Source organism: Faecalicatena contorta, assembly GCF_022835095.1.
GTDB lineage: Bacteria > Bacillota > Clostridia > Lachnospirales > Lachnospiraceae > Faecalicatena > Faecalicatena contorta.
The window spans coordinates 3,093,846-3,115,437 of sequence record NZ_BQNQ01000001.1 but is presented as its reverse complement, the minus strand read 5'-3'; the positions used below and the strand labels follow the sequence as shown (position 1 = coordinate 3,115,437).

Sequence of the window (21,592 nt, the reverse complement as noted above, 5' to 3'; positions counted from 1 at the left end):
TACAGATGGAGTATATCAATTTTGACAGAAATCGGAAATTGGATCTGATATTGTTGGGGCGTGTGACGATTGATTTCAATCCTGCCTACAATGACTCAGTTAAAGAGGGGTTCAATTCTCTAAAAAAAGTTCATGTTTTTGAGAAATTTGTAGGAGGCTCTCCTGCGAATATCGCAGTAGGCGTTTCAAGGCATGGGTTGAAGGCGGGATTTATAGGAAAAGTGTCTGACGATCAATTCGGCGAATATGTGGTAGAGTATCTCAAGGAAAAAGGAATTGATACCTCTTATATTTCAAAATGCGGCCACGGAGAAAAGCTAGGGCTGACATTTACGGAAATGCTTTCTCCGAAAGAAAGTAGCCTTCTGATGTACCGAAATATGGCAGCAGACCTGCAGCTGGAAGTAGATGATATAGATGAGGATTATATAAAAAGTGCAAAGGCAATCCTGATATCGGGAACAGCACTTTCAGAGAGCCCTTCAAGGGAGGCTGCACTTAAAGCGGTGATGCTTGCAAGGAAACATGACACTCGGGTTATCTTTGATATTGACTATAGAGAATATAACTGGAAGAATAGTGACGAGATTGCAGTGTATTATTCGATTGCCGCAAAGGAAGCGGATATCCTGATGGGGTCCAGAGAAGAATTTAACCTGACAGAGCGATTTTTGAATGTGGATAACGATGACTGTATGTCTGCGGCACTTTGGATGGGATACCGTGCAAAGATTGTTGTCATAAAACATGGAATACAGGGATCGGCAGCATATACCAGCGGTGGACAGAGCTTTTTCGTAAAACCATTTCCCGTAGAGGCCAGGAAGGGGTTCGGAGGCGGAGACGGATATGCAGCAGGATTCCTATATGGAATCTATCAGGGATGGGATATGATGAAGTGCCTGGAATTTGGTTCAGCAGAGGCTTCTATGATGGTGAGAAGCAACAACTGTTCGGATTCGCTGCCGGATGCCGAAGAGGTGGCTACGTTTATCCGGGATAAAAAAGAAAGATATGGAGAAATGATTGTGAGAGAGCAGAGAAGGGGAGAAGAATGAGAAAAACAGTAAGACTGACTGTTGCACAGGCGATTGTGAGGTTTCTGGATAATCAATATGTAGTGATGGATGGGAAAGAGACCAAGTTCGTAGAAGGGATATTTACAATTTTCGGGCATGGGATTGCAGTGGGGCTGGGAGAGGCATTAGATTGTTATCCTGGCGACCTAAAAGTGCTTCAAGGACGGAATGAACAGGGGATGTGCCATGCTGCCATTGCATATGCAAAACAGAATAATAGGAGAAAAATTATTCCCTGTGCATCCTCAATCGGACCGGGAGCAGCAAATATGATTACAGCCTGTGCTACAGCTACGGTCAATAATCTTCCTCTTCTGGTGTTTCCGGCAGACACATTCGCGTCTAGACAACCGGATCCAGTGCTTCAGCAGTTAGAACAGAGTAATAGCCTGGCACTAACGACGAATGATGCATTTAAACCTGTATGTAAATATTGGGACAGGATTCTTAGACCGGAGATGCTCATGACTGCATTGATTAATGCAATGAGAGTGCTGACGGATCCGGCGGAAACTGGAGCATGCTGTATTGCGCTTTGTCAGGATGTGGAAGGGGAAGCGTACGATTATCCAGAATATTTTTTTGAGAAACGGGTGCACAGGATTACGCGCGTGGCTGCAGCAGATGAAGAAATAGACGATATAGTATCCGTCATAAAAGAGGCAGCAAAACCGGTGGTAATTGTTGGCGGGGGTGTGCGTTATTCAGAGGCGGGGGAGGCTGTAGAGAGGTTCTGCGAGGAATTTAATATTCCATTTTGCGAGACGCAAGGTGGAAAAAGTGCGTGCAGATCCAGCCACCCCTATTGCCTAGGCGGCGTTGGCGTGACAGGCACATATGCATCAAATGTGATTTCACGGGAAGCGGATGTTGTGATTGCAGTCGGTACCAGGCTTTCAGATTTTACTACCAGTTCCAAGTTTTTGTACCAAAAAGAAGGAGTCCGTATTGTTACAGTCAACAATAATCGGTATCATGCATATAAGATGGATGCGGTAAAGGCGGTTGGTGATGCCCGAGTGATAATCGAACAATTAGCGACGAGACTGAAAGACTGTGGATATCAATCAAAATACACGGATGAGATTAGAAAGGCAAGAAAATGGTGGGATCAGGAGCTGGAATGGCTTGGAAAAATACAGTATACAGGCGAAGGGTTTGAGCCAATTATTTCAAAGAGAGATCTCCGCACGCTTCCGGAGTTTGTTAGGCTGACGGGCGGAACTCTCACACAGACAGAAGCAATTGCGGCAATACAGGAAACAATCGAGGAGGATGCAACGATTATAACGGCAGGAGGTTCATTGCCAAGCTGCTTGCAGCGCATGTGGAAGACGGATAAGCGCGGAGGATATCATGCGGAGTATGGATATTCCTGCATGGGATATGAAGTGGCCGCCGCCCTGGGAGTGAAGATGGCAGAACCAGACTTTCAGGTCTATTGTCTGGTTGGGGACTCCAGCTTTCAAATGCTTCACAGTGAAATAATGACGATTATCCAGGAACGTAAAAAGGTGAATATCCTTGTGTTCGACAACTGTGGCTTTGGCTGCATCAATAATTTGGAAATGGTGCATGGTGTTGGCAGTATTGCAACGGAGTTCAGATACACGGAGGGAAAAATGCCGTCTGGTGACCTGATTCCGGTAGATTATGCAAAGATTGCGGAAGGATACGGCCTGAAAGCCTATACCTGCCGGACGAAAACAGAATTGGAAGCAGCGCTTATACAGGCGAGGGCAGAACAGAAAGCCTGTCTGTTTGACCTCAAGGTTCTTCCCAAGACGATGACAGATGGCTATGAATCTTGGTGGAATGTGGGAGTGGCAGAGATATCACAAAAAGAATCGGTTCGGAAAGCGTATGAAAATATGCTGTGCCATCGGAAGATGGCAAAGGAATATTAGAAGGAAGTGAAGTATATGGGAGAGGTATTTGGATACCCGCGATTTGATGAAACAAAAGAGATGCTGCTTACGACATATGATGGCCCATACAGTGAAATGCAGATGGATATCCGGGTCTATCAGATAGCCGCAAAAGAGAGCAGGATATTCTTTTGGGAGTGGGAGGAGGCTGCGTTTCTTCTGCTGTCAGGAAAAGTTATTTACGAATGGCAAACGGAATGTGTAGAAGCCGCAAGAAAAGATGTATTTTGTGATGGTCCTTGGTGCCTACATGTATGCAAGGGGCAGAGGGTGAAAATAACAGCCCTTGCGGAAGCAGAAATACTGGTCCAATGTACACGTAACGAAAAGAATTTTCTGAACCGGATGTATAGCCCGGAGGATATAAAGTGGTTATATTCGGGGAAAGATGAATTTGGGAATGTGGCGGTGCGTCGTGTAAATACAATCTTCGACTACGAGGAGGAGCCGTTCTCCAATATGGTGCTGGGTGAAGTATTGAATAATAAGGGAAACTGGTCAGGATATCTGCCGCATCGGCATCCGCAGCCAGAGGTCTATTTTTTTAAGTTTGACCGCCCAGAGGGTTTTGGCGCGAGTTTTGTAGGAGATCAGGTTTTTAAGAGCGTAGATAATAGCTTTGCAGCCATTCCGGGGGGATGTCTGCATCCTCAGGCGACGGCTCCGGGATTCCAGATGTATACATGCTGGATGATCCGGCATTTTGATGGGAATCCGTGGCTTCAGACGGACCGCTGTGAAGACGAACGTTATACGTGGCTTCATGAAAGATAGATAAAAAGGGGAAATTAGAACAAGGCCGGCGACATAATAAAAGATGGGAGGCGGCCGGCGGAAGAACTATCATGGCATTGTTTTTTAAAAGATTCCGTTTGCGTCCGGTCAATTAAGAGAGGTGGGCTATACGGTAAATAATGGGATAGAACAGCTTGCGTATGGGGATATCATATATATACTGCAGAGGAACCGGCTTCTATACGGATGCGGCGTAGAAAAGGGGATAAGGGGAATATTATTGTTGCTTTATCCTCCCCGGGACTCAGAGAAGAAAAAATGATAATATGAACACGTTAAACAGAACCGCCGTATAGAAATTTCTATACGGCGGCTTGCATTAAAGTAATTAGACGAGCGATGATTCCCTGTGAAAACAGTGGTCATATGATTGCAGACGATTTTCCTGAGGTTAGGAAAATCGTAAGTGCGGGTGCGACAAGCAAACCGGTGTTACTAACGGTTCCCTATTTTTATGCTGTGTTGTGAAATCTAAATAATATTAAAAAAATACAAATTCAGAAATATAATGCTATCATAGGTATATGAGCGAAGGAGGGAACTGCAGGTCCATGATTAAAAAAATTAAAATAAGTTTTTTATAGAATGATCCTGGTATTGTCCTGCATTCTTATGCTACCGCTGTCCATTTCTGTGTATGTAAAAATGGTATCAGGATCTGATGCAGACAGGCAATGTGTCAATTGAACCGATGCACTATCTGAATGGATTTGGCGATACCTATCAGCTTGAAATATTATGCAGCAGAGTAAATAAGTAATATATTGACAAAAGTTAGTGATATTATTATAGAGTCGTAATTTTACCTCTGATATTATTATTTTGAAAACAAACAAATAGATTTTCACAGAGACTATAAGAAACTGGAAAATCCTTTTGAGGATTCTGTGTAATAGTTCAGACCTGTCTGAACTGTCAAGATTCTGTTAAGAAAGTAATATTGGAGGAACCGAAATGAAGAATAAAAATACGGCGTATTTCATTTTGATATATGGATTGTTTTTTACCTATGCGGTAGGAACATCTATTCTGGGCACGTTCATGGTAGATTTTCTGAATGATTTTGGAATGGATGTCTCGGGAGGGGGTATTTTCACAGTTCTATACAATACTGGCTGTTTAGCCGGTGTAATTGTATCCGCTTTCGTATTGAAATACTTTCAAAACAGGACATGGATTTTCATTACATACGCGGTATTTGCGCTGGGAATGCTCGCAGTAAGCTGGGCAGATACCCTTACGTTTTTTCTTATCTTGCTGCTTCTTATTGGAATTGCAACTAAATTTTTGGATTTGACAGTAAACACGGAGATAGCAGCATATCATGACGAACAGAAAGGATTCTATATAAATCTGCTGCATGGCTGCTTCGGCGCGGGATCCTTTGCCGGGCCGCTTCTTGCGGCAAAGCTTCTGACGGTCTTGCCACGGTGGCAGATGATTTATGGCTATATCGGAGCTGTGAGTGTGGCCTTGCTGGTACTTTTTTTGTTCAAAGGGAAAGCCCCGGTGAGAACGGCGGCAATCTGGGCACAAAATCAAAACTGTATGAACTTTGGAATATTAAAAAAGCCGGTTATTATATATTTACTGCTTGCCATGTTCTTTTATTGTGGACATCAGGGCGGAATCAGCACATGGGTGCCGCTGTACCTGCAGTATCAATATGACGCGGGTACGTTTACTGCAAGTATGGGTTCTTCATTGTTCTGGGTCTGCCTTGTCATAGGAAGACTGGTTTGTGCCAGGCTGACAATCCGGTTTATGGAAGAGCATATTCTGACAGTGGGACTGGCGCTGGCTATTGTACTTCATCTGGCAGGCGTATTGATACCGGTGATGGCTTTTGCAATGATTGGCTATGCGGCGGCAGGACTGTTCGCAGGGGCCGCCATTCCGTTAATTTTGACCATAGGGTACAAGGAATGCGCGGACTGCCAAAGTACTGTCTCGGTTGTTTTCTTTGTCAGCATCAGCATGGGGCATACTGTTTTTCCATGGGTTATGGGACTGATCTGCGGGACATTCGGGCTGACTTGGGGCATGGCCTCCAATGTTCTATGCCTGGTGGGAACATTGGTATTTATCATATTATTTTTAAAAACAAAGCGTACGGCGGTACCGGTGAAAGAGATACGGTGAGGCTGAATAAAAGGTGGATTAGGTTTCAAACGGGAAGTACACGGCCCGGCGGAAATCTGGTTCACCTTTTATTTTACGTTCCCGTTAATATTAAGGTTAACTTTAGGTTGCATTTATCTTCTCTTTAAGGCGCTGTTGTAAGATAGACATATCTTAACCAGGGAGGGCACATATGAACATGCTATCATGCAGCAATCTGAAGAAAATATACCAAAAGCAGTGCGCAGTCAATAATCTGAATTTTTCTGTCCGCAGGGGCGAAGTCTTTGCCCTGCTCGGAAGCAACGGCGCGGGCAAGACGACCACCATAAAAATGATTTTGAACTTGATCCCAAAGGATGCAGGAAAGGTGGAAATACAGGAGGAAATCCGGATCGGGTATTCCCCGGAGACGCCGTATTTTTATCCGTTCCTGAACGGCAGGGAGGTGCTGGAATTCTACGGAGGCCTTCAGAAGATACCGAAGGCAGAGTTGAAGAAACAGATCCCCGAACTGCTTGAGCGGGCGGGGCTGGAAGAGAGTAAGACAAGGGTGAAAAATTATTCCAAAGGGATGCTGCAGCGGCTGGCTCTGGCGCAGGCCCTGCTGGGGGATCCGGAGTTTCTGATTCTGGATGAGCCCTCCGCCGGCCTGGACGCACTGGGGCGAGTGGAGATGATGCATACAATTCAATGTTTAAAGGAAGAGGGGAAAACAATTATCATTAATTCCCATATCCTCAATGACATTGAGCGTGTGTGCGACAGAGGAATTATTATGAAAAAAGGCTGCCTACTCCACGAATGGGAAAAGGGAAGAGACAGGAGAAGCCTGGAAGAGATATTTGTAGAGAAGATCGGAGGAGCAGAGAGATGGGAATCATGAAAAATGCTTTAAGAGAGCGGATGAGAAGAAAAGATATCTATGTTGTGCTTATAATCGGAATCCTTATCGTGATGATGTGCATGAGCGGAGCGGCGACATTGTCCGTAAACGGCGTGCCGGTGACTGAATTCGGTATGATGATGCCCTTGGTGCTGAATGTGGTCTCCGTAATCGGCGGCGGAATAGCCATTGCACTCAGCCTGCGGACGATACCGAATGAATACGAGAGAAAGACCAGCCATCTGGTCTGGATCCGCGGCATCAGCCAGTGGAAATATCACGGGCAGCTTGCCCTTGCAGGCATCATTAGTTCTCTGTGCGCTTTATTTATCTTGTATGCTGGAGTCATGGTATTTGCGGGGGTCAAAGGGGAATATGCAGTTCTTGCAAAATGTATCCCTGCATTTTTGCTCTTTTCAGTCAGCACAGCGGCCGTGAGCCTGTTTACAAGCGCGGTCAGCCTGATTCTGCCCGGAATGGCAGCAGGAGTGCTTGCCGCAGCGTTCATGCTGGCGGGAACAATGCATCCCGTTTTGGAAACTCTGTCGGGAATTGTATCCGGCCTGGCACGGCAGGTACTGCGCGGTATCCTATTTCTAATACCGGATCTGTACGCAGTGGAGTCACAGGCGGGAAGGTTTCTTTCCGGTAAAAGTATTCAGATCCACAGCATACTGGGCGGTCTTCTGGTTCTCTACGTATGTGGGATGCTGCTGTATCTGTTCCGCAAAAAGGAGGCGTAGAGATGAAGAAAAATATGAAAAAGGCAGGTACAGAGATGCTTAGTATAAACAAAGACAGCACAGAGAAGCCAAGTGCAAAGAAGAACAGCATAAAGAGGATCCGCAAAAAACGGATCAGTGTACAGAAGGTGATCGCAGCCGCAGCCGGAATAGCACTGTTGGCAGGCTGGACTTTTACGGCAGACCGGGGAATCGGAATCCAGGAGAAGCAGATTTACAGCAAAGCACTGGAAGAACAGGAACAGGCAGATAAACTGGGCTTTTCTAATTTCAGGCTGGAGGATTATCCGGTTGCCATGTATGATGGAAAAGCAGACTATGTATTTTATCAGGGCGGCATAGAAAAGCGTTCCCCGGTACTCGAAACCTTTGCAGGAACAGCTTATCCGGTGGGGGATCATTATGAGGTAATTATTCCCACCCTGGAGAGGTTTGACAGCCTGCTGTCCCTGGCAGGCGGCGTGGAAGGGATGGTATCGGGGAGCGGATATGGCAAAGAAGAGCAGATCGCCACAATCTGGCATGAAGCATTCCACGCCTGGCAGCTCAGCCATTTCCGGATCCTGGGAGAAAACCTGTCCCCTGCCCAGATGGAAAAGGAGCTGGAGCAAAGCGGGAATGAAACGGGCAGTTCGGAAGATGCTCTGTTTATAAAAGAGGTGGATCAGGATAAAGAGCAGAAGAAGCGCATGATAAAGGAGATGCAGCTTTTAAAAGCTGCGGCACAGGAGAAGGAGACAGACAAGCTGAAAGCGGCCGTAGTGCAATATAGAACCCAGCAGAGGCAGCGTCAGGAAAACATGTCAGCAAAAGCACTTATCGCTGAGCAGCGCTGTGAATTGACAGAGGGAACGGCATATTATGTAGAAGGAAATATACTGAGATCCCTGCGTAGCGGGAAGGAATACCAGGAGCGGTATCTCGATACCCTGGATGCTTTTGAAGGCGGCAGAGGAAAATATTACCGGACCGGCATGGCCAAATGCCTAATCCTGGATAAACTTGATCCTGATTGGAAGGAGAGCCTGGATTATACAGAGAGTCTGGATCAGCTGCTGGACAAGGCTGCAGAATACAAGCTTTAGTGTTGCGGGGGGATGAGGACACCGAAAAGCTCATCTACTGGGAGGAGCTCCGAAGCGGGAGCGGCATATTAATTCGTCTGGCGGCCATTCCTTCATGATCTGAACGGTTACTGTTTTTGGCTGTAATAAGCTTAAAAGGTTGACAAAGCATTCCGATGACTTTATTATTACTAATAGTAATTATTAACGGTAAATAATAGAAGGAATGGAGTCTTATGAATGCAAAAGAGCTGGAAAAATTATTGGACTGCTGTTTTATTGCCAAGAAAATAATCGAAACACTTCCCGCGCTCCCAAAGGGGATCAAACCCCGCCATATCCACGTTTTACACGTGATTTATAAAATGGCGGTTTATCAGGAAGAATGCTGTGTGAGTGATATAAGCAGGACACTAAACATTACTTTGCCAAGTGTTACTAAGCTGGTAAAAGAATTGGAAGAAAGAAAACTGATACGAAAACACAGCAAGTCACAGGATAAGCGCACTATATTACTGAAACTTACCGATAAGGGAGAGGCATATGTGAAAAAGTATGTTCTGGAATTTCATGGTAAATGGGCGGACAACCTCGCTGATATTTCAACAGATCAAGTAGAGCAGACAGTACAGACGATCACAAGACTGCAAGAAACGATGCCGGGATTGGAGAATTAAAATTATGGAAGCTAAAGGGAAAAAAGAAATTTCATTTACGGAAGGTTCTGTGGGAATTGCGCTTATTAAGTTTGCAGTTCCCGTTTTGGGCGCATTGGTTCTGCAGTCGGCGTATGGCGCAGTCGATCTGCTGATCGTCGGGAGGTTTGGAGACGCGGCAAGTATTTCCGCGGTAGGAACAGGCAGTGTATTTATGCAGATGGTTACATTTATCATTACAAGCCTAGCGATGGGCTCCACGGTAATTATCGGCCAGCATATTGGTGAGAAGAAACCGGAAGAGGCAGGGGATACGGTTGGTACAACCGTGATTCTGTTTTTGGCACTTGGCATTATCATGACCATACTGTTGGAAGTATTCGCAGGAAATATTGTGCAGATTCTCCAGGTGCCGGCAGAATCGGTAGAAAAAGCAATTCAGTATATCCGGATTTGCTCGGGCGGTATTATTGTTATCATTGCCTATAATGTGATCAGCAGTATCCTCAGGGGCGTTGGAAATGCGAATCTGCCGTTTCTTTTTGTTGGGATCGCATGTGTGGTAAATATTATCGGTGACTTGTTTTTTGTGGGAGTCTTACATATGGATGTTGCCGGTGCCGCACTGGCCACGGTCCTTGCGCAGATGGTATCGGTTATCATATCATTGGCCGTACTAAAACGGAAGGATTTGGGAATTACATTTACAAAGCAGCAGATGAGGCTCTCAAAAATAGAGCTGAGAAAAATTCTCCGGGTGGGAGTTCCGATTGCTCTGCAGGAGACAACGGTACAGATCTCGTTCCTGGTGATTAATTCGATCGTAAACGGTATGGGGCTGATGCCGTCGGCGGGGTATGGTGTTGCTCAGAAGCTCGTATCCTTTATGCTGCTGGTTCCGGCTTCCGTGATGCAGAGTGTGTCCGCATTTGTCGCACATAATGTTGGAGCAGGAAAACATAAGCGCGCATTTCAGGGATTCTATACGGCTATGCTGGGGGGCGGTGCAGTAGGAGTTTTTATGTTTCTGTTCAGCTTTTTCGGCGGAGAGCTTCTTTCCTCCATATTTGCAAGTGATGTGGAGGTTATCACGCAGAGCGCCGCTTATCTGAAAGGATTCTGCCCGGAATGTATTCTGACCTGTATATTGTTCAGCAGTATCGGATACTTCAATGGAAATGGAGTGTCAAAGCCTGTCATGTTCCAGGGGATCATATCGGCTCTGTGCATTCGGATTCCGGTCTCCCTTTTCATGTCAAGACTGCCGGGTTCATCGCTGACATATGTAGGATTAGCGACACCGATTGCAACGGTTTGGGGAATTATATTTTTTACATGCTGTTTTATATGGTTCAGAAAAAAGCAGAAGAACATATTGGGAGGTGTCATGCAATGACCTACACTTATCACTATCATTCTCCATTGGGGGACATTACGATTTCAAGCAATGGAACAGCGATTACAGGCCTATGGTTTGACGGGCAAAAATATTTTGGCGCTGGGCTGGCGAAAAACTGTGAAGAAAAGGAACTGGCTGTTTTTGAGGAAGCAAAACGCTGGCTGGACATTTATTTCAGCGGAAAAGAGCCGGGTTTTACACCTCCGTTATTGATGGAGACGACTCCATTCCGCAAAGAGGTATGGGAAATTCTGCTTACGATTCCGTACGGGCAGACGATGACCTACGGCGGGATTGCGGACAGGATTGCAAGGCGGAAGGGGCTTGACAAAATGTCTGCACAGGCAGTGGGAGGCGCCGTAGGGCACAATGCCATTTCTTTAATGATACCCTGCCACAGAGTAGTCGGAACAAACGGAAGCCTGACAGGTTATGCAGGCGGAATCGAGAAAAAGGTGCGGCTGCTGACCCTGGAAAAAGCAGATATGTCGGCCTGCTTTATACCAAAAACAGGAACGGCATTATAATCCGGGAATACCGGATTCACAGCAAAGTGGGAGGAATGAGCAATGTATACAATTCTGGCGGCGGATGATGAGGCAGAGCTTCTGGATGTACTGGAACTTTATCTGGACAGGGAACATATCGGAATCAGGAAGGCAAAGGATGGGATTGAGGCAATGGAAATCTTCCGGAGGGAGGAAGTGCACCTTGTCCTTCTGGATATTATGATGCCCGGGCTGGACGGATATGCGGTACTCAGAAAGATCAGGGAGGCCAGCCGGATTCCGGCGATTATGCTGACTGCGAAGAGTGAGGATTATGATAAGATCCTGGGGCTGGAACTGGGGGCAGATGATTACATCACAAAACCTTATAATCCGCTGGAGGTTGTGGCGCGTATCAAAGCGCAGCTCAGAAGAAATTATGATTACCGTGAAGAAACAAAGCAGACCCGGGAAGTGCTCCGTCTCCGGGGTCTGCTGCTCAGCGAAGAGGAAGGGACAGTGGAGCTGGACGGCAGGGCAGTAGAGCTGACATCCACGGAGTTTAAGATATTAAAGCTGTTCATGGGACAGCCGGGAAGAATCTTTACAAAACAGCAGATTTTTGAAAGTGTGTGGGAAGATTCCTACGCGGGGGATGACAATACCGTTATGGTACATATCAGTAATCTGAGGGGAAAACTGGAACAGTCAGGCGAGCAGCCGCCTCAGATCAAGACAGTAAAGGGCCTGGGATACAAGATGGAGAGGGAGACGTGATGAGTATAAGAAAAAATTCCGGCAGCGTATTCCGGCAGCTGGTCGGCAGTTATGTTCTCTTTGCTGTCTTTCTTGTAATCGGAGTGAACGTATGCATGTTCGGGATACTGATTGGCATCGGGGGCGGCAGTATTGAGACACTGGCGCCATATGATATGGTGGATGGCAGCGGGAAAATCCAGAACCTGAGTGTACTTGAAAAAAATGGAGGCTGGATTGAAAAGCTGGATGAAGACTATCACGTTCTGGAGGTATACGGAGACAAACTGGATGAACCGGAGTCGTATACACAGGAAGAGATTTACGAATATCTGGTGACCGATAATTTTGTGGAAACGGCCGCCTCGGCAAAGGATTACAGAGGATTTATAAAGACGGTGCAAAAAGGGGGACAATCATTCTACTATTTTATTAAAATAGACCGGAAGGCGCTGTCGCTGACTTATAATTATAATGCAGGGAGCAGCCAACAGGGCAGGCGACTGACCATCGGGTTCCTTTTGCTGTTTGTACTGTTCTTTGCCGGCAATTGCTTCCTGATGAGCCGTTATTTATCCAGAAAGATACGCAGGCCGCTGGGTGAGATCACCGGTGGAATGGAGCAGGTGATTAAAAACGGTGTGGATCAGGTGCGGCTGGATTTTCGTGCACAGCGTGAGTTCGAGGAGATCCGGGACAGCTTTAACTTCATGACGGAAAGACTGGAAGAAGAGAAGCGGGAAAAACGGATCAGCGAAGAAAAGAAAAACCGTATGCTGCTGGAATTGTCCCATGACATCAAAACTCCTGTCGCTACAATTAAAAGCTATGCAAATGCACTGGAGGAAGGACTGGTAAAGACGGAAGACTTAAAAGAGTGCTATCGGATTATAGACAAAAAGGCGGTCAGGGTGGATGTGCTGGTCAATGAAATGTTCCTGCTGCTGAAACTGGATAATCCGGAATATGAACTGGAGCTGGAACAGACAGACCTCTGCGAGCTGGTGCGCTCAGTATGCGCCGAATACTATGAAGAACTGGAAGACAAGGGAATTGAGATGCATATTGAGATCCCGGAGACTCCAATCACGGCAGATGTTGACAAAAAAGAGTTTACAAGGGTAATTGAAAATCTTCTCTGCAATATTAGAAAATACAACCAGACCGGGCAGGGCGCCTGGATCACCGTCAGGGAATTAAGGGGAAGAGCGGAGATGATTATACAGGATGACGGGGAGGCGGTTGCAGAAGAGATACGCCCCATTCTATTTGACCCGTTTGTGCGCGGGGATAAAGCCAGAACATCCAAAGGAGGTACCGGGCTGGGGCTTGCCATCGCCCGGAAGATTGTGGGCAAGCTGGGCGGGACGATTGAGTATACTTACGAAGAGGGGAAAAACCAGTTTAAAATTACACTTTGAATGATGATGCATAGGATCTTAAAACAGAGGCCCTGCAGTATTTTTACGGAAGGCATTTTATAATTCAGGGATTGAACAGAATCATATGCAAAATGGCAGTTTCATTTCCGGTATTTCGATAGGAGTGCGGGCTGTCGGCTTTAAAGCGTATACTCTCTCCTTTACCGACGGTTAGTTTCTTACCATCGATATTAATTTCAATACTTCCGGCAAATATGGTAATAAATTCGGTAGTTCCTTTCAGATGGGGTTCCGACTCCCAGTAACTTGTTTGATCCAGTTCGAGATAGTAGACTGCAAATCTGCGGTTTTCGTCGTCTGGAAAAAGAGAGTAATTTTTAACTTTTCCGCTGTCCTCCAGTAGAGGTTCCAGGTCTGTGGTTTTTACAATCTCATAGGGCGTTTTGGGACGGACGGTAAGTGCATCAAAAGGTACTTTCAATCCGTTTGATATTTTCCATAGCGTGGATACGGTAGGGTTGCCTTCTCCACGCTCTATTTGTGCCAGCATACTTTTACTTACACCACTTAACTTAGCAAGCTCGTCCATACTAAGTTTATTCTCTTCCCGTATGTATTGTTTTGTTACTGCTTATACGCCGGGGGCCAATAATCTGCTTTCTATGAGCAACGCGATTCGTCTTGGCTTCCGCCGCAGCGTCCGTTTTAATTTGGGAATTTTAAGTGGATTTTTTATAATTATGACCATCTGTACAGTATGCAGCGCAACTCTGGTTTCATATCTTCCCAAGGTAAAACCTGTCATGCAGATCTTGGGGGCGCTTTACATGCTGTACCTTGCATGGAAGGTGTGGAAAAGCCCGACAAATCTGGAGGCAGGCGGTGGAAAAGAAGCTGGCTTTCTTTCTGGTATGGTTCTCCAGTTTGCCAACCCGAAGATTTATATTTATGCAATTACTGCAATGACTTTATACATACTCCCGATTTATCATTCCATTGGGGCAGTGGTTGGATTTACGGTTGTGCTGGCAGTGATCGGTGCCTCCGGGTCATTTGTATGGGCGCTGTTTGGCACTGTTTTCTGTAGATTTTTTTCAAAACATGCAAGACTTGTTAATATTGTGATGGCTCTCTTATTGGTCTACTGTGCGGCTGCGTTATTTGTGTAAGTGTATATTAGTCTGCAGCTAAGCTGCAGATCCGCCCGCAGGGCATGAATTTACGGGGGCCCTTTGGGTATAATTTGTGCTGATCTAATGTAAAAGCGATAGTAATCGTCACTGTCGCTTTTCCTGTTGGCTGAATGTAACCAACAGGAGATATAAAAAACTTCTTGTTTTATATCACAAACCTGCTATTTTTCTTACAGTATTTGCTGTCCGTATTGTAATCTTGTCCCTAACATTTGCACTGGCTGTCTTTGACCACCAATTTGTTTTCTGATAATCCTTCCGGCTAAATGACCAGAAAATCACATTTTTGTAATTATGCACTTTCTCATATTCCGATTTCGGATTGCCGATTTCATCAAAAAACTCTTCATAAGATAAAGGGGGCATAAGAAATATGATGTTATCATATATATCTTTATTGTCATCTCCCCACCAATCAGGAGCGTTATTTAATAAGTCTTTTAATTTTTCCTGCAAAACAATAAAAACTGGAATATCTAAATTAAATCTGTCTTTTATCATTCGCTTAACTTTATTTGAAAGAGCCGTTTTATCATCCATAGCACTTGAAAAGATAACATTACCGCTATTAAGATAGGTAGTAACCTCTGTAAAACCAGGTTCTGCAAAGCCTTCTTTTAATTCAGTCATATCTATTTTGTTTTTACCGCCAATATTTATTCCCCTTAACAAGGCAATATATCTTTTCATATGAGATTTTCCTTTCTAAACACCTATTTATTATTTGACATCATGTATTATTTCATAATTCATTTGATTAATTCCTCCGTCAACTCCCCATTTCTATGCTGTTGAATTTTCAAATACTTAGGGATTTATCGTGCTCTTTTCAGATAAACCACATCAACCAATTGTATACAATCTTCAAACATTGGGTGATCGTAATTATATACAAAATTCATATCCTCCACAACCTGAAAATGGCCTTACTTCTTTTTGAGTCTTTGAACCGACGAGACAGCAAACTAGAAATTAACGGATTTTTTCTTTTTTCGTGATATTGAATCCTGTTTTTAAATATAGCTTTATAGCACTCTGGTTCCATTCGGCTACATGTAAGTCAATATCATTATAGCCTTGTTCTTTTATATGATTCATTCCCCATAGTAACAACTTTTGTCCTATTCCCAACCTTTGAAATGACTTTCTAACAATCAAATCGTCTATTTCATTATCAAAACAAGTAACAGCCCCTGCTATAACTCCGTTTTGCAGGTAAATAAAAGTATTGTTTATTTTATCGCTCATTTGAGAATAATTAGAATAATAATTAATTGGTTCAATCTCTAAATCTTTTCTCATTTCATAGAAACATTCATTATAAATCTGCATGTATTCATCCCAATATTTTTCTTGGAAGGGAATACAAAGTATATCATTATGGTAGTCTAAGGCATCTTTAAATGACAACTTATAAGCAATTATCTCTTTCATCAAGATATCTCCATCAATTCAAATTTCCCGATCCTGCAGACTGAAATTTTATCGTTTTCCAGTCTTTATAAATTCAATCAATTCTTCAACGTCATTAAAATCATCATAATCACCATAGATTCCTTCACGGTGAATATTACCTTAACAAGCTGCAATTACTGAACTCTGCCAATAGGAAAGAACATATAATTTTTACCGGTTTTAGGACAAGTAAAATCATGTACTGCCCCTGCCAATGGAAGCTCATTTTTAACCATATACTGTATCATTTCAGAAAATATATCATAACCATCACATTCCACATATAAATACTCATAGCCAGGAATGTTCCATTTCGTCCACCCCTCTGGTGCAGCGGCGTCATCATCACATTCTACTCCCGCAAGATATACCCCTTTGGTATAATTCTCTTCCCAGGGTTTAAATGAATAGGTGAAATCAGACATAGCGCCCCAGATTCCCGCTATATTTCCTTGTTCATCTTTTTTTGCCAGATGCTGTATCTCACAAAATGCTCCATTCGCATCTTCCCATAATTTCTGTATAAAACCATCCCCATCTAACGTGGAGCCTTCTTTTCCGATCACAACAAATGATTCTTTTACACATTTTTTTACTTTCATACTTCTCCTGAGGGAGGCATATCCCCTTTCCATTTCTGGATCGCTTCGAATCTCTTTTTAACCTGCAGTTCTTCCCCTTGTTTGGTCGGATGATAATAGCGCCGGTCTCTCAAGGAATCCGGCATGCACTGCATGTGTGTCAGCTTTTCTTCCGTATCGTGTGCATATTCATATCCTTTTCCGTATTCCAGCTCCTTCATCAGGCGGGTAGGCGCATTGCGGATCTGCAGGGGAACCGGCTCGGCCCGCAGATTGCGGACATCCTTTTTGCAGTCTTCACATGCGGTATAGAGTGCGTTCGACTTTGGAGCAAAGGACAGATAAGTGACCGCGTGTGTGAGATGCACGTCGCATTCCGGCATACCCAGAAAATGACAGGCCTGATACGCAGCCACCGCGATCTGAAGGGCATGGCTGTCCGCCATACCGATGTCCTCGCTGGCAAACCGGATCAGGCGGCGGGCAATATAGAGGGGATTCTCCCCGCCCTCCAGCATTCTCAGCATCCAATAGATAGCCGCATCGGGATCACTGTTTCTCATGGATTTATGCAGAGCGGAGATCAGGTTATAATGTTCTTCTCCATTTTTATCATAGAGGAGCGATTTTTTGCTGATACACTGCTCCAACCCCTCATTCGTTACCGTGATTCCGGCTGCGCTGATTTCTCCATTCAGCACCGCCATCTCCAGTGTGTTCAGGGCCGTTCTGGCGTCTCCATTTGCAAATGCAGCGATGGCCTCAATCTGGGTAGGCGTAATATGTACATTCTGGCCGCCGAAACCGGACGGAGTTATTAGGGCATGGCCCAAAAGCTTCACCAGATCCTCTTCTTCCAGTGCTTTCAGTACAAATACGCGGCAGCGGGAGAGCAGAGCGGCATTGACTTCAAAGGATGGATTTTCTGTTGTGGCGCCAATGAGTATGATGCTGCCCTTCTCAACAAAAGGCAGAAATGCATCCTGCTGGGCTTTGTTAAAGCGGTGGATCTCGTCTACGAACAAAACGGTGCGTATCCCCATGCGACGGCTCTGCTCGGCCTGGTTCATGACTTCTTTGATTTCTTTAATTCCGCTGGTAACGGCGCTGAAATTAATAAAATCAGCTTTGGTCTGTCCGGCGATAATGCTGGCAAGAGTGGTCTTTCCAACACCGGGAGGGCCCCAGAATATCATAGAAGAGATCTGATCCCTTTCGATCAGCTGCCGGAGGACCTTACCCTTTCCGAGCAGATGCTCCTGCCCCACAAAATCTTTGAGTGTGTCCGGACGAAGGCGGCTGGCAAGAGGGGCCGTCTGCCTGCGGTCATCAAATAAATTCATTTGTTCCATAATGTTCATCTCCTATACTGCCATCCCGGTAGGGAAAATGTCAGGCAGATCTGTCTACATGTTGGTAAAAGGCAGGCTCTGCTGTTCGTATTCGGTGTCTTTTTTCAGGGGGCCGGGAACTTTTCTGAGAATCAGCTCCGTCTGGCTATCGTCAAACAGCCAGGCGTCCAGCTCCTGCCGGCCAAGGACCAGCGGCATCCGGTTGTGTACGCTCTTCATAGAATCATTGGCCTCAGTTGTCAGGATCACAAAGCGGGTTCCTTCCTCGTATTCCTTATAGAATCCGGCGAGATAGAAGATGCTGCTGTCCGGGTTACGAAATGTATATTTTTCTTTTTCGGAATTCCATTCATAAAACCCCGCTGCAGGTACGGCACATCTTCTGGTACGTACACTGTCTTTAAATGTTCTTTTTTCCATAGCAGTCTCAGCCCGGGCATTGATGAGCAGGCTTTTACTGCCGAATCCGGGGAATCCCCAGGTAAACAGTTCCTCTGCAAATTCATTGTGATGCCCGGTAATGACGGGGGCTGTATTGGACGGATAGATGTCTTTTTTCCCGGAAACAGACATTTTCCTGTCCAGATGACGGACAAGCTTTTCGATCTCCCGGGCTGTCTCGTCGTCAATATAATAACGTCCGCACATGTCTAAAACTCCTTTCAGATGTTATACGATGTACTAGCTACCGCTTTCTGGTGGCAGTATCCTGGAAGCAGAAATAATCGGGGCGGTGCCTGGACTGGGTAAACTCAAACATGATTCCGTCAGAATTAAATGTCTGGCCGCTGATGACTGCAAGGCAGTTATAATCGTTCAGTTCCAGATACTTTTCGTCAATTTCAGTGGCACGTTCCACGGTCATCTTTCTCTTACTGGTTACAATAGCCATTCCCACTTCGTTTTCGATATATTCATAAATGGATTTTTCGGCGATATCTTTTGTAAGCCCAGGCACAAGGGATTTGAGAAACATATTGATATCCAGGATCAGCGCCTTGTCCTCCAGATACCGGACCCGCTGAATGTAATACAGCTCGCTGCCCGGCGCAAAGCCTGTGTTTGCTGACACCCGTGCATCAGCCGTAATTTCCGTGAACTGAATGACCTTCGTGGAAGTCTTCCGGTGGTTTCTCTCTGCGGATTCCTTAAAACTTTCGATTCCGCCAAGTGTAAAATCAGCCTGATCGATCGGCTGATAGATTACGCGGACTCCTTTCCCGTGCAGGGACTGTACATAGCCCTGTTCAGCCAGTTCCAGGACGGCACGCCGGATTGTGTTCCGGGAACTGCTGTATATGTTTACCATTGTATTTTCCGAGGGCAGCAGATCCTGATAAGGGTACTCACCGCTTTCTATTTTTTGTTTCAGATCCTTGTAAATCGATTCAAATTTTGCTTTTGGCATGGTATATTTTCCTTTATATTAGCATACTTGTTTAAACATCTAGCTTTATTATAAATCATAGGACAGAGATGTCAAGTCTTTGTGAGGGAAGGTTGGTGTTTACTATTTACGGGGCCGTGCACCACACTGCACGGCATCCGGGCCACTAAAGTGATGGGGCGGGCATCTGGCTTCTCGCCGCTGGCGACTTTAAATGAGCCAGATGCTGTTACTATGCACGGCTTATTGGCCGTGCATAGTAACGGTTGGTGTTTACCTGCGGAGAGAAAAATAGTAATGATAATTATATTTTATTATATAATAATAATAAATAATTTTTTGTTATAGTAAATTAATGGTAAAATAAATAGGAATGTGATACCGGAGCTACTGATCAGACCAAACAGTAAAATTTCTAGAACAAAACAGTTCAGGCAAGTCTAAATGGGAACTCTGGGACAACAATGAAAAGGAGGTTTTCAGAATGGATTATGTACTTAATACCGCTCAGGCCGATGAGGTTCTGTGCGCACTCAAAAAGGACTACTGCGTTTATGCCCCGAAGCGTTTCCAAAAAGAAGGGCGTTTTTCGGATACCGACATTATCCGTTATGACCAGGTGGATTATTTCAGCGAGATTGTATGGGATGCAAAGTCAGATTATCCTGCAAAGGAGGTTATCAATCCAATCCAGGAGACAATTCTTTATTTTACGGAAGATGAGTACCGTGAGAGTAAAGGACCTAAAAAACCAATTCTGATACTTGCCCGTCCCTGCGATATCAATGCACAGCACATTCAGGCAAAGATATTTGCTGGTAACGGAGGGTATGAGGATTTCTATTATCAGCGTGTCAGAGAGCGGATTAAGTTCGCCATGATGGAGTGTAATGGAGGAGACGATACATGTTTCTGTGTTTCAATGGGAACGAACCGGACGGATGACTACTCACTGGCTCTTAAATTTTCAAAAGAAGAGTTGAAGGTTCATGTGACAGATGAGAGTTTTCAGCCTTATTTTAAAGGGATGCCTGATACCAGGTATACACCGGTGTTCGTAGAGGAGAATGAGCTGAAGGTCAAGATTCCGGATCTGTCGGATAAAGAGGTACGTAAGGCGCTTAAGAAACACCCGATGTGGAAGGAATTCGATGGAAGATGCACATCCTGCGGCAGCTGTACAGTGGCATGTTCTACTTGTACCTGCTTTACGACACGGGATATTCTCTATGGGGACAATCCGGAAGTGGGAGAGCGACGCAGAGTAACTGCATCCTGTCAGGTGGAAGGGTTCGACCAGATGGCTGGACAGAAAGAAATGCGCAGTACTGCGGCGGACAGAATGCGTTTCAAGGTCTTACATAAATTTTATGATTATAAGGCGCGGTTTGGGGATTCCCATATGTGTGTGGGCTGCGGCCGCTGTACGCACCGTTGTCCGGAAATGATATCGATTAGTGCAACTGTTAACAAAATGAATCGTGCGGTTGAGGAGATAAAAGCCGGCATGGAACAGTAAAGGAGGGACTGTTATGATGAATCCTGTTATGCCAAAACCGTGTACAATTATGGATGTGCACAAGGAAAGTGAGCATGAGTGGACCTTCAGAGTCGCTTCTGATGTCTGTCCGGCTCATGGTCAGTTTATGCAGTTGTCTATCCCAAAGATTGGTGAGGCTCCGATCTCAGTTTCGGCACAGGGAGAGGGATGGCTGGAGTTTACGATACGTTCAGTGGGGAAAGTGACAGACTGTATTTTTTCAAAGGAGCCGGGAGATGTACTGTTCTTACGCGGACCTTATGGCAAAGGATGGCCTGTCGATGAATTTGCCGGGAAACATATAGTCGTTATTACTGGGGGAACGGGCTTAGCACCAGTGCGTTCTATGCTCCGCAGTTTTGCAGAGAAGCCGGAATACGTTAAGAGCGTGCATCTTATTTCTGGCTTTAAGAATGAGGAAGGAATCATTTTCAGCGGGGATCTGGCGAAGTGGGAGGAGCAGTTTGTTACGACCTATGCGCTGGATACCGATAGGAAGGAAGGCTGGAGAACCGGCTTTGTAACAGAATTTGTAAAAGAGATCCCATTCGACGAATTTCAGGGAAACTATGCAGTGGTTGTAGTAGGTCCCCCTCCGATGATGAAATTCACCGGGCTTGAACTCATGAAATACGACGTAGACCCGGAGAAGGTCTGGATGAGTTTTGAGCGGAAGATGTCATGTGCCATAGGAAAATGCGGGCACTGCAGGATTGATGAGGTCTATGTCTGTACAGACGGACCTGTTTTTCCCTATACGGCAGCCCGTGACTTGGTGGATTGAGAA

At 45.2% G+C, this 21,592-nt stretch carries 22 protein-coding genes and 1 pseudogene; 15 read left to right on the top strand and 8 right to left on the bottom strand.

The annotated features are described in order from the left end of the window. Positions 1-5 precede the first annotated feature (5 nt). The 12 genes from iolC (at position 6) to MWG26_RS13820 (ending at position 13,336) form a co-directional block, all read left to right on the top strand. Positions 6-1,058 (top strand): 5-dehydro-2-deoxygluconokinase, encoded by a 1,053-nt coding sequence (iolC, locus tag MWG26_RS13875; RefSeq protein ID WP_025656982.1) that lies wholly within the window; start codon positions 6-8, stop codon positions 1,056-1,058. Beyond that, positions 1,055-2,986 carry a 3D-(3,5/4)-trihydroxycyclohexane-1,2-dione acylhydrolase (decyclizing) gene (gene iolD, locus MWG26_RS13870; RefSeq protein WP_025656983.1) on the top strand — a complete coding sequence of 644 codons (1,932 nt, stop codon included), beginning with the start codon at positions 1,055-1,057 and terminating at the stop codon, positions 2,984-2,986. The genes iolC and iolD overlap by 4 nt, the downstream gene beginning before the upstream one ends. Positions 2,987-3,001: 15 nt before the next feature. Next, complete coding sequence (locus MWG26_RS13865; RefSeq protein WP_025656984.1) at positions 3,002-3,781, top strand: 5-deoxy-glucuronate isomerase; 780 nt, start codon at positions 3,002-3,004, stop codon at positions 3,779-3,781. A gap of 975 nt (positions 3,782-4,756) precedes the next feature. Beyond that, positions 4,757-5,944 (top strand): MFS transporter, encoded by a 1,188-nt coding sequence (locus MWG26_RS13860; protein ID WP_025656985.1) that lies wholly within the window; start codon positions 4,757-4,759, stop codon positions 5,942-5,944. A 172-nt stretch (positions 5,945-6,116) separates the two neighbouring features. Continuing rightward, on the top strand, positions 6,117-6,809 hold the full coding sequence (locus MWG26_RS13855; protein ID WP_025656986.1) for an ABC transporter ATP-binding protein: 693 nt from the start codon (positions 6,117-6,119) through the stop codon (positions 6,807-6,809). Continuing rightward, a complete protein-coding gene (locus MWG26_RS13850; protein ID WP_025656987.1) occupies positions 6,797-7,552 on the top strand; it encodes a hypothetical protein in 756 nt (251 codons plus the stop codon). The genes MWG26_RS13855 and MWG26_RS13850 overlap by 13 nt, the downstream gene beginning before the upstream one ends. A gap of 2 nt (positions 7,553-7,554) precedes the next feature. Continuing rightward, on the top strand, positions 7,555-8,637 hold the full coding sequence (locus MWG26_RS13845; RefSeq protein ID WP_025656988.1) for a hypothetical protein: 1,083 nt from the start codon (positions 7,555-7,557) through the stop codon (positions 8,635-8,637). A gap of 215 nt (positions 8,638-8,852) precedes the next feature. After that, a complete protein-coding gene (locus tag MWG26_RS13840; RefSeq protein WP_025656989.1) occupies positions 8,853-9,293 on the top strand; it encodes a MarR family winged helix-turn-helix transcriptional regulator in 441 nt (146 codons plus the stop codon). A 4-nt stretch (positions 9,294-9,297) separates the two neighbouring features. After that, positions 9,298-10,668, top strand: a complete 1,371-nt coding sequence (locus tag MWG26_RS13835; protein WP_025656990.1) for an MATE family efflux transporter — start codon at positions 9,298-9,300, stop codon at positions 10,666-10,668. Further along, on the top strand, positions 10,665-11,198 hold the full coding sequence (locus tag MWG26_RS13830) for a methylated-DNA--[protein]-cysteine S-methyltransferase (protein WP_117440793.1): 534 nt from the start codon (positions 10,665-10,667) through the stop codon (positions 11,196-11,198). Before MWG26_RS13835 ends, MWG26_RS13830 begins: the two co-directional genes overlap by 4 nt. A gap of 42 nt (positions 11,199-11,240) precedes the next feature. Next, positions 11,241-11,936 carry a response regulator transcription factor gene (locus MWG26_RS13825; RefSeq protein ID WP_025656992.1) on the top strand — a complete coding sequence of 232 codons (696 nt, stop codon included), beginning with the start codon at positions 11,241-11,243 and terminating at the stop codon, positions 11,934-11,936. Beyond that, positions 11,936-13,336 (top strand): sensor histidine kinase, encoded by a 1,401-nt coding sequence (locus tag MWG26_RS13820; protein ID WP_025656993.1) that lies wholly within the window; start codon positions 11,936-11,938, stop codon positions 13,334-13,336. The genes MWG26_RS13825 and MWG26_RS13820 overlap by 1 nt, the downstream gene beginning before the upstream one ends. A gap of 64 nt (positions 13,337-13,400) precedes the next feature. Here MWG26_RS13820 and MWG26_RS13815 read toward each other — a convergent pair whose 3' ends face one another. Further along, positions 13,401-13,886, bottom strand: a complete 486-nt coding sequence (locus tag MWG26_RS13815) for a helix-turn-helix domain-containing protein (protein ID WP_025656994.1) — start codon at positions 13,884-13,886, stop codon at positions 13,401-13,403. A gap of 22 nt (positions 13,887-13,908) precedes the next feature. Between MWG26_RS13815 and MWG26_RS13810 the strand changes: the two genes are divergently transcribed. Further along, on the top strand, positions 13,909-14,466 hold the full coding sequence (locus tag MWG26_RS13810) for a LysE family transporter (RefSeq protein WP_025656995.1): 558 nt from the start codon (positions 13,909-13,911) through the stop codon (positions 14,464-14,466). 174 nt (positions 14,467-14,640) lie between these two features. On the opposite strand, the gene MWG26_RS13805 is transcribed toward MWG26_RS13810, so the two are convergent. From MWG26_RS13805 to treR, 7 genes and pseudogenes are all read right to left on the bottom strand, one after another. Further along, on the bottom strand, positions 14,641-15,180 hold the full coding sequence (locus tag MWG26_RS13805) for a DUF1697 domain-containing protein (RefSeq protein WP_025656996.1): 540 nt from the start codon (positions 15,178-15,180) through the stop codon (positions 14,641-14,643). 282 nt (positions 15,181-15,462) lie between these two features. Beyond that, the gene (locus MWG26_RS13800; protein WP_025656997.1) at positions 15,463-15,924 is read right to left on the bottom strand and encodes a GNAT family N-acetyltransferase; all 462 of its coding nucleotides are present in this window, start codon (positions 15,922-15,924) and stop codon (positions 15,463-15,465) included. Between the two features lie 48 nt (positions 15,925-15,972). After that, a pseudogene (locus tag MWG26_RS23035) lies at positions 15,973-16,056 on the bottom strand (DUF3795 domain-containing protein); the annotation flags it as partial. Positions 16,057-16,079: 23 nt separating this feature from the next. Next, positions 16,080-16,547 carry a GyrI-like domain-containing protein gene (locus MWG26_RS13790; protein ID WP_025656998.1) on the bottom strand — a complete coding sequence of 156 codons (468 nt, stop codon included), beginning with the start codon at positions 16,545-16,547 and terminating at the stop codon, positions 16,080-16,082. Further along, a complete protein-coding gene (locus MWG26_RS13785) occupies positions 16,544-17,878 on the bottom strand; it encodes a replication-associated recombination protein A (protein WP_025656999.1) in 1,335 nt (444 codons plus the stop codon). The genes MWG26_RS13790 and MWG26_RS13785 overlap by 4 nt, the downstream gene beginning before the upstream one ends. A 54-nt stretch (positions 17,879-17,932) precedes the next feature. Continuing rightward, the gene (locus tag MWG26_RS13780; protein WP_025657000.1) at positions 17,933-18,526 is read right to left on the bottom strand and encodes an SOS response-associated peptidase; all 594 of its coding nucleotides are present in this window, start codon (positions 18,524-18,526) and stop codon (positions 17,933-17,935) included. A gap of 37 nt (positions 18,527-18,563) precedes the next feature. Further along, positions 18,564-19,286: a trehalose operon repressor gene (treR, locus tag MWG26_RS13775; RefSeq protein WP_117440792.1), complete on the bottom strand. Its 723-nt coding sequence runs from the start codon at positions 19,284-19,286 to the stop codon at positions 18,564-18,566. A 463-nt stretch (positions 19,287-19,749) separates the two neighbouring features. On the opposite strand from treR, the gene asrA reads away from it, so the two are divergent. Both asrA and asrB read left to right on the top strand, forming a co-directional pair. Then, complete coding sequence (asrA, locus tag MWG26_RS13770; RefSeq protein WP_025657001.1) at positions 19,750-20,784, top strand: anaerobic sulfite reductase subunit AsrA; 1,035 nt, start codon at positions 19,750-19,752, stop codon at positions 20,782-20,784. A 13-nt stretch (positions 20,785-20,797) separates the two neighbouring features. Next, positions 20,798-21,589: an anaerobic sulfite reductase subunit AsrB gene (gene asrB / locus MWG26_RS13765; RefSeq protein WP_025657002.1), complete on the top strand. Its 792-nt coding sequence runs from the start codon at positions 20,798-20,800 to the stop codon at positions 21,587-21,589. Positions 21,590-21,592 lie beyond the last annotated feature (3 nt).

Coding starts and splice junctions, on each gene's coding strand:
- MWG26_RS13785 (WP_025656999.1), bottom strand. CDS start 17,878: ATGGAACAAATGAATTTATTTGATGACCGCAGGCAGACGGCCCCTCTT.
- MWG26_RS13820 (WP_025656993.1), top strand. CDS start 11,936: ATGAGTATAAGAAAAAATTCCGGCAGCGTATTCCGGCAGCTGGTCGGC.
- MWG26_RS13790 (WP_025656998.1), bottom strand. CDS start 16,547: ATGAAAGTAAAAAAATGTGTAAAAGAATCATTTGTTGTGATCGGAAAA.
- iolC (WP_025656982.1), top strand. CDS start 6: ATGGAGTATATCAATTTTGACAGAAATCGGAAATTGGATCTGATATTG.
- MWG26_RS13830 (WP_117440793.1), top strand. CDS start 10,665: ATGACCTACACTTATCACTATCATTCTCCATTGGGGGACATTACGATT.
- MWG26_RS13825 (WP_025656992.1), top strand. CDS start 11,241: ATGTATACAATTCTGGCGGCGGATGATGAGGCAGAGCTTCTGGATGTA.
- MWG26_RS13805 (WP_025656996.1), bottom strand. CDS start 15,180: ATGAAAAGATATATTGCCTTGTTAAGGGGAATAAATATTGGCGGTAAA.
- MWG26_RS13855 (WP_025656986.1), top strand. CDS start 6,117: ATGAACATGCTATCATGCAGCAATCTGAAGAAAATATACCAAAAGCAG.
- MWG26_RS13800 (WP_025656997.1), bottom strand. CDS start 15,924: ATGAAAGAGATAATTGCTTATAAGTTGTCATTTAAAGATGCCTTAGAC.
- asrB (WP_025657002.1), top strand. CDS start 20,798: ATGATGAATCCTGTTATGCCAAAACCGTGTACAATTATGGATGTGCAC.
- MWG26_RS13850 (WP_025656987.1), top strand. CDS start 6,797: ATGGGAATCATGAAAAATGCTTTAAGAGAGCGGATGAGAAGAAAAGAT.
- MWG26_RS13810 (WP_025656995.1), top strand. CDS start 13,909: ATGTATTGTTTTGTTACTGCTTATACGCCGGGGGCCAATAATCTGCTT.
- MWG26_RS13815 (WP_025656994.1), bottom strand. CDS start 13,886: ATGGACGAGCTTGCTAAGTTAAGTGGTGTAAGTAAAAGTATGCTGGCA.
- MWG26_RS13780 (WP_025657000.1), bottom strand. CDS start 18,526: ATGTGCGGACGTTATTATATTGACGACGAGACAGCCCGGGAGATCGAA.
- MWG26_RS13835 (WP_025656990.1), top strand. CDS start 9,298: ATGGAAGCTAAAGGGAAAAAAGAAATTTCATTTACGGAAGGTTCTGTG.
- MWG26_RS13860 (WP_025656985.1), top strand. CDS start 4,757: ATGAAGAATAAAAATACGGCGTATTTCATTTTGATATATGGATTGTTT.
- MWG26_RS13840 (WP_025656989.1), top strand. CDS start 8,853: ATGAATGCAAAAGAGCTGGAAAAATTATTGGACTGCTGTTTTATTGCC.
- treR (WP_117440792.1), bottom strand. CDS start 19,286: ATGCCAAAAGCAAAATTTGAATCGATTTACAAGGATCTGAAACAAAAA.
- MWG26_RS13865 (WP_025656984.1), top strand. CDS start 3,002: ATGGGAGAGGTATTTGGATACCCGCGATTTGATGAAACAAAAGAGATG.
- asrA (WP_025657001.1), top strand. CDS start 19,750: ATGGATTATGTACTTAATACCGCTCAGGCCGATGAGGTTCTGTGCGCA.
- MWG26_RS13845 (WP_025656988.1), top strand. CDS start 7,555: ATGAAGAAAAATATGAAAAAGGCAGGTACAGAGATGCTTAGTATAAAC.
- iolD (WP_025656983.1), top strand. CDS start 1,055: ATGAGAAAAACAGTAAGACTGACTGTTGCACAGGCGATTGTGAGGTTT.